A 15,166-nucleotide genomic window follows, 5' to 3' on the forward strand; every position below is an offset into this window, starting at 1 on the left:
AAAGTACGTTATTTATATAAAAGAATAAAGAAAAGAGAGAATATTTTGCTTAAAACCCATGCTATCTTCCACTTTTTGAATAGGTATGATATAAAAAGAAAAGTTATCCCGGGTCTTGCCGTCACAGGCTTCCATGAGGGCGTCCTTTATTTCCGGAACAGATAAACGACTATTAAATATCTCTGCGATCTTTTCATTCTTCAGTCTTTCAAGAACCCCGTCCGTACAAAGAAAGAGGAAATCGTCGGGTTGAATATCGTTCAAGGTAATAATGTCCGCTTCTGTTGGAGTATGAGTGCCTTGTATAGCCCGGATAATCACATTCCGCTGGGGGTAGGTTAACGCTTCTTCCGGAGTGATCTTACCTAATTTAACCAACGAATTTACCAATGAATGATCTTCTGTTTGATATAAAATCTCCCCCTTCCTCAGATGATAGATCCGGCTATCTCCGATATGAGCCAATACGATTCCGGAAGAAGCGATATAGGCCATGGTGAGCGTAGTAGCCATACCCATCGCTTCCGGATGCTCTTGAACATAGGAGTCGAAACAGACTTCCGCATAATGTACGGCTTTATGGATAAACTCAGGCGTGGGATCATCCTTTAGGAACGTAGAAAAGAAAGTTTGTATGGACTCGCAAGCTAATGAGCTGGCTACCTCCCCTTTCTCGGCTCCACCCACACCATCACAAACCATAAACAATTTTTGGTCAAGGGTCACTTGTTCGGAAAGCGGGTAAATGGAATCCTCGTTATTCGATCTGCCTCCTTTTTCCGTAATAGCACATGGCTTACCGATCGTTATAATCATAACAAATGAGTTTTATTCATTAAAACGTAAGACGGTGCGACCAATAATAATCTCGTCATTATCATTGAGCACGACCACCTCGCCATTCTCTAGGTAACTGTTATTATATAACGTATGGTTTTTACTATTATTGTCAGTAAGGAAATGTTTATATCCACCTTTTGAATCTTTTTTCACCTCAATGCAAATATGCTCGCGACTCATCGTGCGATCAGACGTGATAATTGGCATCGTAGCTTGTGAGGCGTTCGACTTCCGGCCAATGACAACCTTCCCTTCGTGAAGAGGAAACGCTTGTTCAGGTGTATCGGCGTCTGGAAGAACCGTCAGTCTGCCGATTCCAGTCTTGACAGGTGTCACTAAAATCGTATCGGAATCGACTTCCTGATGATTACTTTTCTCGGATAATAAGGACAAAGGAATAGGCTCTTTGCATTTCGGACACTTAAAGGAGGTAATGCCGAGGGGAATCTTCCCCTCGGCTACCTTTAATCCTACATGGCAATGTGGACATTTAACTGCGATCATACGATAAACGAAATATCTGCGCCATCCATATCCGTAGAGTACAGATCCATCATATCTGTATCGGAAAGCATAACCGTATCGTCCGCCAATGTTATAAAGTCTGAATGATCGAAAGACTCGATGCTACTATCGTCTATAACTATGGCGTCGCCTAGGTCGACACCTCCTCCTTCCACGTCTATTATGACAGCATCCGCTGGCATGACGTCATTGCCGTCTAAAGTTACGAATGTATATTCCTCTTCTTGCATAACCTTTGTTCCTAATATATTAATATTCCGAAAACAAAAGTACAAAAAGCAATGGATTAATAAACTTGTTATTCTCTCTTATAATCAAACATTTGGGTTTCATGTACAAAAGAGGCTGTTTTACTATACGAAAAGAAAAGGCTCATTCTCTCACCCATTTGGCCTTACAGGAAGAAACTGGGCATTGCTTTCGGTTTTTCAATGATTCCCAAGGGATCTCACCCAAGAATGTCCCACATTTCGGGCAAACATAGTCTATCTTAAATTGATTGGCGATATCCTGCAATTGCTGGGGAATCTTGGCCGACTGCTTGGCTCCTAGATAGATTCCTACCGTAGGGGCACAAATCGTTATCAGGAGGCTGATGCCGAATAGCTCCGGGCTACCTTTCCCTAAGAAGCCTATCACGACCCCCACTATTCCGGGCAAAGCAAATGGTAAGGATTGAAATAATCTGGTCTTAAACTGATTAGAGGATTGAATCTTAACTTTTGCTTGAATATAATCATCGTAGACTTTTTTCAATGCGGCAAATTCATCGCTATAATCATTATTGTATTTAAGCACCTCGGAAAGATTTAATACATAGCTATCCCCCAAGCGAATATGATCCGTAGGAGTAACACGTTTCTTTACGATCTGGGCACCATTCACGAACGTACCGTTAGTAGATCCCGTATCCTCCAATAATAAGTTGCCACCATCCTCACGTATCAGACGGGCATGATGGCGGCTTACATGAGGATCGTTTGCAATAAAATCGTTGTCTTTTGCTTTTCCTATCTTTATAATCATAATCTTATTCCTTTTCCTCTTCCTCTTGAGGCTTTCCCATCTCCTTCTCAAGATTATCTTTCAGCACTTTCAACGGATCCTTGGATATTACCAACTCTTTAGGCTTACCCTCTTCCGTCAATAATAATAAACGCTGCTTAGGGAGATTTATTTGTAAGATATGATTTTTATTTATGATATGACTTTTTCCGACACGCATTAATATCTTGTTACAACCAGCGACCTGCTTCTCTAAGATCTCTTCTATTTTTCCGATATTTATAGCGAAGGTAAATTGGATGCCATTTGACAACAATAGTTTCGTATAGTTCCTGTCTGCTTCAAAATAAAGGATCTGACCAATCTTAATGCGCAACAACTCATCCCTTGTTTTTATAATTAAATACCGCTCCATACGTAGAAATTGTTTTTTCGTTTCTCTTTCAAAAACAAATATACGGTATTTTCTTTATTTAATAGGTATCTTTTGGGGGAAAGATTGGTAAAGTGCACCAAAAACAAGAGCCTTTTCCCTGCTCAGAAGAGACACCGATACGCCCTCCCAGCCTTTCAATTATATTTTGGCAGATAGAAAGTCCAAGCCCTATGCCTTGCTTTTGGTTTCGTCCTTTATAAAAACGATCGAACACATGAAGTTTTATTTCCTCCGACATTCCTTCCCCCGTATCGGTCACGGATAACAGAACCTCGTTCTCCATGGCTTGATATGACAAGATGATGCTACCTATAGAGGTGTACTTAATTGCGTTTGTTATAAAATTGCCAAGAACTTGTTTCAAACGGATACGGTCGGAGCGTAATAAAAAGGAATCCAAAGATGCCGGATAGGTCAAAGCTACCCCTCTCGGTACTTTGATCTGGAAAGAAGCTACCGTTTCTACAATAAGTTGTCTTAGATCAAATTCCATGAAATCAAAGGTCATGGTACCAGACTCGAGCTTAGCCAGATCCAATACATCATTAACGATACCCAATAATAACTCATTATTGGTCTGAATAAGATTAATATACTCTTGTCTTAGCTCACCATCCTCTTCATCCCCTAAAAGAGAAGAGAATCCGACAATAGCGTTTAATGGCATGCGGATCTCATGGCTGATGTTTGCCAAAAAGGAGGATTTCAAACGCTCTGATTTCTCGGCCTTCAGCATTCGTTCTTCCATCGCTTTCAGTTCAGATATATCATAATTCATCAGTAATAGGATGGGGCTTGATTTCTCCAGACCCGCCTCCATTATATCCAGACGAACCCATTTCCATCCCTCGCCATCCCTGACCCGGACTTCCCCTTGATCATGATCAGTTTCTCCGTGGACAAGTCGGCTCAAGGAAGTTTTCAAGCATTCACGGTCTTCTGGCTTGACATTGGAATATATGCCTACTATCTGGCTCAATGGAGTTCCCGGAACTTCACCCATATTCAGATACCATTGTTCCATTGCCACTCCTTCCCCAGTGGACAAATCATACTTTGCGCAGCCGATCTTGGCACGATGACTTATCTGAGGAAAAAAAGGCTCGAACTCTATGCCTAATGTCGTTTTCATATATATCCGTTCTCATTATATTTATGCAAAAAGAGGGTTTAACCATAAAAAACGAATGAATTAATCGTTCGTTTTAATTAGTCGTTTATATCGATTATTTTATAGGGAACATATAGGTTTAGTAAAATACCCCAAAAACCGCATCAAAATTATATTCTAAAGTCTTTTTGACTTTCATAAGTAAATGTTTTTTGCGATATTTGCAAACGACTAATTAAAACGAACGATTAAACTAGTCGTTTTGTTGCCTTCCCCTCCACTTCAATATCCTGATATATAAGATTATACCATATGACTATAAAAAAATAGAGGGTAGATTGATCACTCAATCCACCCTCCTGCCTATCGTGTGCTTAAACTATTAAAAATCAACCCCTTGATTAGTCTTCTAGAGCCGCTTGCGCCGCCGCGATACGAGCGATGGGCACTCTAAAAGGTGAACATGATACGTAATTCAAGCCAACTTTATGGCAGAACTTAACGGAAGAAGGCTCACCACCATGCTCGCCGCAAATACCACATTTCAAATCCGGACGGATGGCACGACCTTTCTCAGTTGCCATACGAACCAGCTGTCCTACACCATTTTGGTCTAGTACTTGGAACGGATCGACCTTCAAAATCTTCTTCTCTAAGTAAACCGGTAAGAAGGAAGCGATATCGTCACGAGAGTAACCAAATGTCATCTGAGTCAAATCATTCGTTCCGAATGAGAAGAATTCGGCGCTGGAAGCGATACGATCCGCTGTCAATGCCGCACGAGGAATCTCGATCATCGTACCTACCTTGAATTCGATACGATCGCCAACTTCCTTGAATAGCTCTTCGGCCGCGGTACGGATCACCTTCTCTTGTTCCTTGAATTCATATAAGATTCCTGTTAATGGTACCATGATTTCCGGTTTAGCCTCAATACCTTCTTTCTTCAAATCCAAAGCGGCACCTAAAATGGCCCGAGTCTGCATTTCCGTAATTTCCGGATATGTATTACCTAGACGGCAACCACGGTGACCCAACATCGGGTTATGCTCGCAAAGAGATTCCACACGTTTTTGGATCTCCTTAACGGACACGCCCATAGTCTCAGCCATTTCCTCTTGACCTTTCAAATCGTGAGGAACGAACTCATGCAAAGGAGGATCGAGCAAACGAACGGTAACAGGACATCCGGCCATAGCCTTGAAGATACCCTTAAAGTCCTCTTTCTGATAAGGAAGGATCTTCGCCAACGCTTTCTTACGGCCTTCAGCGTCCTCGGCCAAGATCATCTCACGCATAGCTTTGATCTTCTCACCCTCGAAGAACATATGCTCCGTACGGCAAAGGCCAATACCAACGGCACCGAAGCTACGAGCGATCGAAGCGTCGTGAGGCGTATCAGCGTTTGTACGAACTTGCAATTTTGTATATTTATCGGCTAAAGCCATTAACTCCTCGAAATCACCCGATAACTCAGCGGCTTTTGTCTCAACCTGCCCGACATAGACTTCTCCGGTCGTACCATTGATAGAGATATAATCACCTTCTTTCAAAGTCACGCCATCAACGTCTACAGTCTTATTCTTATAATCGATGTTCAAGGCACCAGCACCGGATACGCAGCACTTCCCCATACCACGAGCTACAACAGCGGCATGAGATGTCATACCTCCACGAGCGGTAAGGATACCTTCGGCGACAGCCATACCGGCCAAGTCTTCCGGAGAAGTCTCGATACGGACCATGACAACCTTTTTGCCATCGGCATGCCATTTAGCGGCATCATCAGCGAAGAATACGATCTGTCCGGTAGCGGCACCCGGTGAAGCCGGCAAACCTTTTACCCACACTTTCGCCAGTTTCTCGGCTTTTTTATCGAATACAGGGTGAAGCAACTCATCTAATTTATTCGGCTCGATACGGTTCAACGCTGTTTTCTCATCGATCATACCTTGATGCAATAAGTCGATAGCGATTTTCACCATAGCGGCACCGGTACGTTTACCGTTACGGGTTTGCAAGAACCAAAGTTTACCCTCTTGTACGGTAAATTCCATATCTTGCATATCCCGATAATGATCTTCCAAATTCTCTTGGATAGCGTCTAATTGCTTATAGATTTCCGGCATGGCTTCTTCCATGGACGGATATTTAGCGATACGTTCTTCTTCTGAGATTCCGGCACGTTCAGCCCAACGTTGTGAACCGATCTTCGTAATCTGTTGCGGGGTACGGATACCTGCTACAACATCCTCACCTTGAGCGTTAATCAAGTACTCGCCATTGAACAAGTCCTCACCATTACCCGCGTCACGAGAGAAACAAACGCCTGTAGCGGAAGTATCGCCCATATTACCGAATACCATGGCTTGTACGCTAACCGCCGTTCCCCACTCGTCTGGAATACCTTCCATCTTACGATACAGGATAGCACGCTCATTCATCCAGCTATTGAACACGGCACAGATAGCGCCCCACAATTGCTCATAAGCGCAAGTCGGGAAATCCTGTCCGGTCTGGGCCTTAACGGCTGCCTTAAATTTAGAGACCAATGTTTTCAAATCTTCAACGTCAAGCTCGTTATCTAACTTAACGCCTTTCGCTTTCTTTACTTCCTCGATGATCGCCTCAAACGGATCGATATCCTCTTTGCTTGTCGGTTTCATACCTAATACGACATCTCCGTACATTTGAACGAAACGACGGTAGGAGTCCCAAGCGAAACGAGCGTTGCCCGTCTTACGAGACAATCCTTCCACTACCTCGTCGTTCAAGCCAAGGTTCAATATCGTATCCATCATACCCGGCATGGACGCACGGGCACCGGAGCGAACTGAAACTAACAGAGGATTGGCAACATCACCGAACTTAGAGTTCATTAACGTTTCGATATTAGCGATCGCCTTCTCAACATCCGCTTTCAGCAACTCTACGACTTTATCTTTGCCTAACTCGTAATACTCTATACAAACTTCTGTTGTAATCGTGAATCCCGGAGGAACCGGTACACCAATCAGATTCATCTCGGCAAGGTTAGCGCCTTTACCACCCAGCAGATTTCTCATATCTGCCTTACCTTCGGCTTTTCCATTTCCGAACGTGTAAACTCTTTTTCTTTCCATATTCGACAGTATTGAATTTAGATTCTAGTTTTGTTGATTTCAACTGTTATATTGCTATCTCAACTTTGCAATGCTGCAAATATATGCTATTTCTACTTTGCAAGCACGAATAGCGTTAAAGATTTTTACATGTTTTACAACTATTCTTTACCATTTATATCCAGCAAATGCTTACATTTGCGTGCGGAAGTTTGTTGACGCTTCCATTTCCCATCGGATTTCCCGCCTATCTCTTTGCCCCTTACATATAATATATGATCTTTTTCTTTTATTTGTCTATTTATTTCCAATAGGAAGACTCAGGAGTTTTTTGCTGAAGAAACTTTAGTTTCTACAGCATGAAACTAAAGTTTCTCCCTAGTGGAACTAAAGTTTTTCTATAGCAAAACAAAAGTTTTCCTTATAAGAAATTTTAAGAAACTGCAATATATTGATTTATAAACACATACTATACATCCCTTTCTGTCCATAATCATATCTTCATCAATCTTGATAGAATAACGAGAACTGTTTGCCGGACTCATTTAAGTATATAGAACGAAGCTCTTTGTTCTTAGCGGAATTGTAAGTATTTTCGCGAAGCGAATTTAAAACTTAACGACATTGGCAAGAAAGAAGAAACAGTTGCCTATATTAGAAAAGGTAACCATTACGGACGTAGCCGCCGAGGGCAAGGCTATCGCAAGAGTGAACGATATGGTGGTATTTGTACCCTTCGTCGCTCCGGGAGACGTGGTTGATATTCAACTGACCCGTAAGAAGAATAGTTATGCGGAGGGGAAACCTGTATATTTCCATGAGTACTCGGCCAAACGTGCGGAGCCGTTTTGTGAGCACTTCGGTGTCTGTGGAGGTTGCAAGTGGCAACATCTTCCCTATGAGGAACAACTTTACTATAAGCAAAAACAGGTCTACGATAATCTTACCCGCATCGGGAAAGTCGAGATGGAAGAGAAACTTCCGATCTTAGGTTCCGAGCGCACGACTTTCTACCGGAACAAGCTTGAGTTTACTTTCTCAAACAAGAAATGGCTTACGGAGGAAGAGATCCAGTCCGGTGCTTCTTTCGATTGCATGAATGGTGTCGGGTTTCATATACCGGGGATGTTCGATAAGGTATTGGACATCCATAAATGTTGGTTGCAAGATGATATATCGAACAAGATCCGTCTTTGCGTCAAGGAATATTGCCTATCTCATGAGGGATATCCTTTCTTCGATTTACGGAACCAAGAGGGATTCGTTCGTACGTTGATGATCCGTACGGCATCCACTGGTGATTTGATGGTCGTATTGGTTTTCTTCCATGAGGATGTAGAGCGCAGGGAAGCGTTATTATCTCATCTGGCGGAACGATTCCCGGAAATCACGTCCTTGATGTACGTCATCAACGGCAAATGTAATGACACGATCACCGACCAAGAAGTTCTCGTATTCAAGGGAAAAGATCATATCATCGAGGAGATGGAGGGGCTTCAATTCAAGGTAGGTCCTAAGTCTTTCTATCAGACAAACAGTGAACAGGCTTATAATCTATATAAAGTGGCTAGAGAATTTGCGGGTCTTACCGGAAATGAGATGGTGTACGATTTATATACCGGGACGGGTACGATCGCAAATTTCGTCTCTCGTCAAGCAAAGAAGGTTATCGGCATCGAATACGTACCGGAGGCTATCGAGGACGCAAAAGTGAATTCCGCCTTGAACCATATAGAGAACACGCTTTTTTATGCCGGTGATATGAAAGATATCCTTACGCAGGATTTCATAAACCAACACGGACGTCCGGATGTTATTATTACCGATCCACCACGTGCCGGTATGCATGATGATGTGATCAACACTATTCTCTTCGCCGAGCCGGAACGTATCGTTTACGTTAGCTGCAATCCTGCTACGCAAGCCCGCGATTTGAGTTTGTTGAGCGTGAAATACTCCGTCAAGAAAGTCCGTCCGGTCGATATGTTTCCTCATACACATCATGTGGAGAACGTGGTTTTGCTTGAGAAAAAATAAACATATAATATAATGTATAGGAAATACGTCCCCTTTCTGCTCTTTTTGTTCTTCTTGTATGGTTGCAACGGTAACAAACAAGAGGAGAAAGAGGACGTTTCCGTTTTCGTGGATTTACCGCAACTGAAAGCGGAAGGCGAGATCACGGCGGTGACTTTATACAGTTCTACCTCCTACTTCCAATATAAGATGCAACCCATGGGTTACGAATACGATCTGATAAACGATTTTGCCAAGAGCCAAGGTTTGAAATTAAACATCAAGGTCGCCGAGAATCCTGCCCGCCTGATCGAGATGCTAGAAGCCGGCGAGGCCGATGTTGTAGCCTACCCTATCCCAATCAATAACAAGCTGAAACAAGAGGTCATTTATTGCGGCCGGGAGGATATCTCCAGTCAAGTATTGATACAACGGGCCAATAAAGGCGATAAGCTTCTTACCGATGTCACTCAATTAATCGATAAGAATGTTTACGTAAAGCCTAACACCAAATACTCCGAACGACTGAAGAACTTGGATGAGGAACTCGGCGGAGGAATCCATATCCAAAAAGTGGAAAATGACTCCATTGCTACCGAAGATCTTATCGAGATGGTCTCCTTGGGCGAAATTCCCTATACGATCAGCGATGATAACACCGCCCGCCTAAACAAGACTTATTATTGGAATATCAATGTCGACCTAAAGGTTAGTTTTCCCCAACGCTCTTCATGGGTGGTAAGGAAAAGTAGTCCGGACTTGGCGAAGGCCATCGATGAATGGGCTTCCGATAAAACGGGTAAACATTCTTTCAAGGCAGTTACTAAGCGGTACTTTGAATTAAGCAAGCGACCTTTTACCGCAGATATTCCGGAGGTAAAGAATGGACATATTTCCCCGTATGACCCTTTATTCAAGAAACATGCGAAAAACATCGGATGGGATTGGCAGCTGCTGGCGTCTATTTCCTATCAAGAGTCTCATTTCAATCCTACGGTTGTATCGTGGGCCGGTGCCGAGGGGCTTATGGGAATCATGCCAAATACGGCGAAGGCATTAGGTGTCACCCCGCATGAATTGAAAGATCCGGATACGGGAATCCGTACGGGAGTAGATTGTTTACGGCGCTTCCGTCAAGGTTTTTCTGAGATTACGGATCCTGAAGAAAAAGTCAAGTTTACCCTAGCGGCTTACAACGCTGGGATCGGACATATTTACGATGCGCAGCGATTGGCCCGAAAATATGGAAAAGATCCCAATAAATGGGATAATAATGTAGCGGAATATATTCGTTTGAAAAATGATCCCGAGTATTATAACGATCCTGTTTGCAAGCATGGATACTTGCGTGGCTCAGAAACATATAATTACGTGCGGGAAGTGTTGGAGCGTTATCATTACTACAAGAAAAAGTCATAGTTATAAAAAAATTCATAGCTATGAGTGAAAGTAGTCATAACTATGAATTTTCTGCAAGTAAATGCCACTTAAAAATTATAGGCGACACCTATGCCTAATATTTCCTTGAACTGGACCTTCGCCCCCCGTTTCTCTCCATTATCCTCAAAAGTTTTCACGTCGTTATCATATTTAAGCGTCGTATTGAGTGTAGCGGACAGGAATTTATTAATCTTCATGCTTATCAATACATCCCAATTGACATCGATATTTCCGAATTGATCGCTATAAGGAGTAAAAAAGTCAGCTGTAGTAATCAAGTTCACGTTTTCCATCACGATTAATTCCGCACGAGCTTTCAGGTAAGCTCCCCATTCCATTCTGAAGCGATCTCCCGGATCGACCCCGAAAGCTCCTAACTCGGAAAGGTAATCATCCTCCACGAAAGTCATCTTCGTGGAAGCCGGAGAAAGATAAACCGAATAATTGCTTTTGGGACGATATTCCATACCTACGGAGATATTCGAATACGCTGGCGCAAAGAAGTTCGATATATAATGTGTCTTATCCGGATAATTATATCCTTTGGCAAACTGGGTGTTTAAATCTCCCATCAACGTATAATACCATACATTATTGGTGGAATATCCTAATTGGGTAGACAGGGTTATATTATCGGTACTTTTCCTCATTCCCTGCGATTTAGTCTTTGATAATCCGTAATCGAGAGCGAGATTGGTTACCCATAACCAGTCACCGCTTTTATGTGTTAATGCCCCATTCAGATACGCATTTCCGGCAACAGAGTTCTCACCGCCAGCCGACCAATTCGACATCGCCGTTTGCGACAAGTTCAAACCTGTCACACCTTTCAGTACCCATTTGCCTTCCTCATATCCTTTATCATCCGTTTGACTATATGTGATTGTCGTTAATGCGACAAACAATGTCATGAAGAATATACGTTTCATATTGTGATATATTTTAGTTATTAAAAAATAAGACGTCCTATCATTTAAACAGGTTTGATTAATTTTTGTTTAGAAAAGCCTGAAGTTGAAAGGGTGTCACATTTGTTACACCTTTATACGGATAAACCCCTTATTTTTGTATCCGATAATTAAGTAATTTGATTTATGGAACAGTTACATGCACACGAAGTCCTTCATATGATGGAGGGTAATAGTTATTCAGAAGCTTCTTTAAAAGAAGCGATCGTTAAGACTTTTGGTGAGGATCAGCGTTTCTATACTTGTTCGGCGGAAAATATGGATGCGGATGAGTTAATCGTATTTCTGAAACAAAAGGGGAAATTCATGCCTGTCGAAAATGGTTTCACGGTAGATATTACAAAGGTTTGTAATCATTAAAGATTCTACGACACTATCAATGACTCTAGGCTAAATCAAAAGAATTTAGCCTAGAGTCATTTGCCTAAAGTTAAAAAAGACTTTCGATTCTACTCAATGGATAATACTATTCCTATAAATAATCGCAAATGATTTTTGCATCAATTCATAATCTTTATCAGAGACATAACTTGGCCTACGGTTACCTGCGTGATTTATCATCCAGACAAAAGACTCTATATACTTTAGTATCTTATTTGACTTATCACTTTTTATACGTGACAAATAATCCATTTTTCCTAAAAGATAATTACTCACTTCAAGAACACTCATCTTATTACACTCATTCAACAATGATATTAATTCAAGGTCTTCCATAATCTTTATTACTACAAATATAATATATTTAATCAAATAAACAAATCATATAGACAGATTTTCATCTTTAATTCTTTTACATAAAATAGCAAAAATGGGAAATGAACACATCTCTAAATTATATACCACTAATCTAAATGAGATCATTGAAGTTCATTGCCATTAGATAGGAAGTAGTTTCCTTAAAAAGAAATCAGATGATCCTGCAACAATAAAAATAGGCTTAAAAGAAAAATATTTAATAGATTTGTTTTGATATTCAAATAATAAAGATTATGTTTGATGCGCATTTTGTTGCAAGTGAAAATATTGGGGATTTTTTGACGTTCTGGAATAACACAGACAGCAACCCGGCAAGTTTTGTACTACCGGATTGTTTTTTATCCATGATTGATCCTATACGTGTAAAAGTGTGAGTCCGAAAACCTACCATACCTGCGAGCCTTCCAACAAACATTCTATAGGCCTTTTATGTTATGGTTGTAAAATGGTCTATTTATGCTTACTGGTTTTTTAAATACCTTAGCGACTATAATAAGTGTGACAAGCCTTCTGATTGTCACCTATGGTGCATTAATCGGAGTCATCTCATTTTTCAGAAATGAACTTAAGCGACTTACTGGTAATTATTCCATTACTAACATAAGAAAACTAAGAGCTGCATTCGGTACATACTTACTTCTCGGACTAGAATTTTTGATAGCGTCAGATATCTTAAAAACAGTATTGGAACCAACACTTAATGAATTGGCCATTTTAGGTGGAATAGTCGTGCTGAGAACAGTTCTGTCTGTCTTTCTGAATAAAGAGATCAAGGAACTAGAGACTGAAAATAAAGATACCGAGTAGATCCCATAAAGTTTTCAAGGGAAAGTACAGAAAAATGGCGCTTAAGTCTTGCATGAACAGAATTTAAACGCCATGAAGTAAAGTTAGAAAACCAAACCGCTCGGCCTTCACAGGTGAAGCGGAAGTGGATATATTGCCTTAAACTAATACCTTATATTATTACAACCAGATTAAAGATCATAATGTTTATGCTTTTGATGAATTTCAATAGCCAAAATAAAACAGAAAATAAAAATCCGCATCCAGCGTCACTGCTACATGCGGATCAAAAATAACAAACTCTTACAAGAGTTAGGCACTACATAAAGTTGTATTATACTAATAAGCAGACTGAACCGCATCAAAGTGTTGATTCCTTATGTTGTTTTTTTCTCATCATTTACATATTCCAAAATGTCGCTTGGCTGACAGTCTAATGCTCTACAAATTGCCTCTAGGGTACTAAAACGAATTGCTTTCGCCTTTCCCGTTTTTAAGATAGAAAGGTTAGATAATGTCAAACCAACTCTTTCAGAAAGTTCGTTCAAAGAAATCTTCCGCTTTGCCATCATTACATCTAAGTTTACAATAATAGGCATAATTAAACTGTTAAGTCATTCTCTGATTTCATATCTATCGCATTTTGCAATAATTTTTCAAATACAGCCACGGCTGTCGCAACTACGATAGCGACAAAAGTAGTTACGATACAAATGGCAAGAAAACCTGCGGGGTCATCTTCTGTATTATGGGTCAACCTTATAAATAGTCCTGCCACCACGATTAAAATACTTAGTAAGATCGCACAATGCTTTATGTTCTTCAAAGTCTTTACAGAGTTTGTTGAAAACACTTTATTTTGCCCAATATAACCGAGCAACCTAAAAGCATTGTACAACGCAACAAAAAAAGCGATTGACGCTCCATATCCATATAAGATAAATGGATCAGCGTAAGTACTAAATAAATCTAGGTGTGTGGCTCGTCCCTCAGTTAAGGGAAACCAAATCAAAATAATAAGTGCCACAATACCGATAAGAACAATAACTGTTTGAAGAAATGCTGTTGAAATTCTTTTCATGACGTATGATGTTAATTTTAAACGACGTTGCAAATGTAATAAATATTTATTGATAAACAATAAATGAATAGCGAAATTCAAAAAACAGTCTCTTTCTCAAGCTAATTAAAAAATCTGGACTTGAATCGCCAGTGTAGTGTCGAAGTACAATGATCTCCCATTTGGAAGGGAGAATGGGAATAGAAGAAAAAAAGAACGCCTACCTGAAAAGTGGTAGACGCTCATTGCATACGGTTATTGGGACAAATATAGAGTTTATTTCTATCTTGGATTATCCTATTCATTAATAACTACTTCATCTCTTCTCCCTTTTCATTAAAGATAGCGATAGCCTCCTTGCCTTCGATTACCAAAATCACTTTAAAGAGTTTACCTTCAGTCTTTTCCGCAACATATACCTCTTGGATCGCTGAATCCGGATAAGATTTTTAATTAAACAATCTATTCATATTAACGTAATCAATAGATATAGAACAACGGATATGCCGAATTTCGCCTATCTACAGATAATCATGACACACAACATCTTATATTTTAGCATTAACATATGGATTCCATGCGGAAACAAATAAAAATCCGCATCCAGCTTCACAGCTACATGCGGACCAAACAAATAACAAACTCTACTTATATGAAAAAACAAATACTACTAACAAATTATTATACGATGACTACTATCAAGATGACTTCTGAGTCATTTTATAGTATAACAGAAGATTGTTTGAAAAGGTTCACCAGTAATTTCTTTTAGGCTGAGAGCTTTTCTTTTTATCGACTGTTTGAATATAAAACATTTCAAGCTGCAAATTGTTTTACAAACAAAGATAAAAATGATGATTGATCGGTTTGAGGCATGATTAAGAAGTTACTTTCTATATTATTGTTTATGATAATGCTCTTTGCCTTCCGGATGAATGCGGAAGCGGATGAGGAACACTTTTCTAACGGTTCCTATCGTTAGCGCACTAGGATTAACATTAAATGAAAGCGCTTCCGACGCTATGGTTGGTGGAGCGGTTACCCAAAACGACAAATTTCAAGTAAAACACGGCGATTACTCCTAAATATTTAGGGATAATCGCTTTTTTATGAATAGAT

16 protein-coding genes are annotated in these 15,166 nt (G+C 40.4%); 5 read left to right on the forward strand and 11 right to left on the reverse strand.

Annotated elements, in window-relative coordinates:
- Nucleotides 1-12: 12 nt before the first annotated feature.
- The 7 genes from QVP94_RS11855 to ppdK form a co-directional block, all read right to left on the reverse strand.
- Nucleotides 13-816, reverse strand: a complete 804-nt coding sequence (locus QVP94_RS11855; protein ID WP_022192677.1) for a PP2C family protein-serine/threonine phosphatase — start codon at nucleotides 814-816, stop codon at nucleotides 13-15.
- Nucleotides 817-828: 12 nt separating this feature from the next.
- Nucleotides 829-1,344, reverse strand: a complete 516-nt coding sequence (locus QVP94_RS11860; protein WP_009275920.1) for an FHA domain-containing protein — start codon at nucleotides 1,342-1,344, stop codon at nucleotides 829-831.
- The gene (locus tag QVP94_RS11865; protein WP_005857054.1) at nucleotides 1,341-1,595 is read right to left on the reverse strand and encodes a hypothetical protein; all 255 of its coding nucleotides are present in this window, start codon (nucleotides 1,593-1,595) and stop codon (nucleotides 1,341-1,343) included. The genes QVP94_RS11860 and QVP94_RS11865 overlap by 4 nt, the downstream gene beginning before the upstream one ends.
- A gap of 142 nt (nucleotides 1,596-1,737) precedes the next feature.
- A complete protein-coding gene (locus QVP94_RS11870; RefSeq protein ID WP_005857056.1) occupies nucleotides 1,738-2,391 on the reverse strand; it encodes an FHA domain-containing protein in 654 nt (217 codons plus the stop codon).
- A 4-nt stretch (nucleotides 2,392-2,395) separates the two neighbouring features.
- The gene (locus tag QVP94_RS11875) at nucleotides 2,396-2,785 is read right to left on the reverse strand and encodes a LytTR family DNA-binding domain-containing protein (RefSeq protein WP_005857058.1); all 390 of its coding nucleotides are present in this window, start codon (nucleotides 2,783-2,785) and stop codon (nucleotides 2,396-2,398) included.
- A gap of 58 nt (nucleotides 2,786-2,843) precedes the next feature.
- Nucleotides 2,844-3,938: a PAS domain-containing sensor histidine kinase gene (locus QVP94_RS11880; RefSeq protein WP_022192678.1), complete on the reverse strand. Its 1,095-nt coding sequence runs from the start codon at nucleotides 3,936-3,938 to the stop codon at nucleotides 2,844-2,846.
- Nucleotides 3,939-4,318: 380 nt separating this feature from the next.
- On the reverse strand, nucleotides 4,319-7,039 hold the full coding sequence (ppdK, locus tag QVP94_RS11885) for a pyruvate, phosphate dikinase (RefSeq protein WP_022192679.1): 2,721 nt from the start codon (nucleotides 7,037-7,039) through the stop codon (nucleotides 4,319-4,321).
- Nucleotides 7,040-7,642: 603 nt separating this feature from the next.
- On the opposite strand from ppdK, the gene rlmD reads away from it, so the two are divergent.
- Both rlmD and QVP94_RS11895 read left to right on the forward strand, forming a co-directional pair.
- Nucleotides 7,643-9,055: a 23S rRNA (uracil(1939)-C(5))-methyltransferase RlmD gene (rlmD, locus tag QVP94_RS11890; protein ID WP_005857064.1), complete on the forward strand. Its 1,413-nt coding sequence runs from the start codon at nucleotides 7,643-7,645 to the stop codon at nucleotides 9,053-9,055.
- 12 nt (nucleotides 9,056-9,067) lie between these two features.
- Nucleotides 9,068-10,453: an MltF family protein gene (locus QVP94_RS11895; protein WP_008772197.1), complete on the forward strand. Its 1,386-nt coding sequence runs from the start codon at nucleotides 9,068-9,070 to the stop codon at nucleotides 10,451-10,453.
- A gap of 68 nt (nucleotides 10,454-10,521) precedes the next feature.
- Here the strand turns inward: QVP94_RS11895 and QVP94_RS11900 are convergent, their stop codons facing one another.
- Nucleotides 10,522-11,403, reverse strand: coding sequence for a DUF3078 domain-containing protein (locus QVP94_RS11900; RefSeq protein ID WP_008772198.1), 882 nt, complete (start codon nucleotides 11,401-11,403; stop codon nucleotides 10,522-10,524).
- A gap of 165 nt (nucleotides 11,404-11,568) precedes the next feature.
- Here QVP94_RS11900 and QVP94_RS11905 point away from each other — a divergent pair, with 165 nt between their 5' ends.
- Nucleotides 11,569-11,802: a YecH family metal-binding protein gene (locus QVP94_RS11905; RefSeq protein WP_005862370.1), complete on the forward strand. Its 234-nt coding sequence runs from the start codon at nucleotides 11,569-11,571 to the stop codon at nucleotides 11,800-11,802.
- Nucleotides 11,803-11,895: 93 nt separating this feature from the next.
- Here QVP94_RS11905 and QVP94_RS11910 read toward each other — a convergent pair whose 3' ends face one another.
- Nucleotides 11,896-12,159: a hypothetical protein gene (locus QVP94_RS11910; RefSeq protein ID WP_005862371.1), complete on the reverse strand. Its 264-nt coding sequence runs from the start codon at nucleotides 12,157-12,159 to the stop codon at nucleotides 11,896-11,898.
- A 498-nt stretch (nucleotides 12,160-12,657) separates the two neighbouring features.
- Here QVP94_RS11910 and QVP94_RS11915 point away from each other — a divergent pair, with 498 nt between their 5' ends.
- Nucleotides 12,658-13,008: a DUF1622 domain-containing protein gene (locus QVP94_RS11915; RefSeq protein ID WP_008772200.1), complete on the forward strand. Its 351-nt coding sequence runs from the start codon at nucleotides 12,658-12,660 to the stop codon at nucleotides 13,006-13,008.
- Nucleotides 13,009-13,364: 356 nt separating this feature from the next.
- On the opposite strand, the gene QVP94_RS11920 is transcribed toward QVP94_RS11915, so the two are convergent.
- Both QVP94_RS11920 and QVP94_RS11925 read right to left on the reverse strand, forming a co-directional pair.
- Nucleotides 13,365-13,586 (reverse strand): helix-turn-helix domain-containing protein, encoded by a 222-nt coding sequence (locus QVP94_RS11920; protein WP_005862373.1) that lies wholly within the window; start codon nucleotides 13,584-13,586, stop codon nucleotides 13,365-13,367.
- Between the two features lie 2 nt (nucleotides 13,587-13,588).
- Nucleotides 13,589-14,068, reverse strand: coding sequence for a DUF2975 domain-containing protein (locus QVP94_RS11925; RefSeq protein WP_057326559.1), 480 nt, complete (start codon nucleotides 14,066-14,068; stop codon nucleotides 13,589-13,591).
- 926 nt (nucleotides 14,069-14,994) lie between these two features.
- On the opposite strand from QVP94_RS11925, the gene QVP94_RS11930 reads away from it, so the two are divergent.
- Complete coding sequence (locus tag QVP94_RS11930) at nucleotides 14,995-15,132, forward strand: hypothetical protein (RefSeq protein ID WP_008772202.1); 138 nt, start codon at nucleotides 14,995-14,997, stop codon at nucleotides 15,130-15,132.
- Nucleotides 15,133-15,166: the final 34 nt, after the last annotated feature.

The organism is Parabacteroides sp. CAG:2 (genome assembly GCF_000436315.1).
Classification (GTDB): domain Bacteria; phylum Bacteroidota; class Bacteroidia; order Bacteroidales; family Tannerellaceae; genus Parabacteroides; species Parabacteroides distasonis.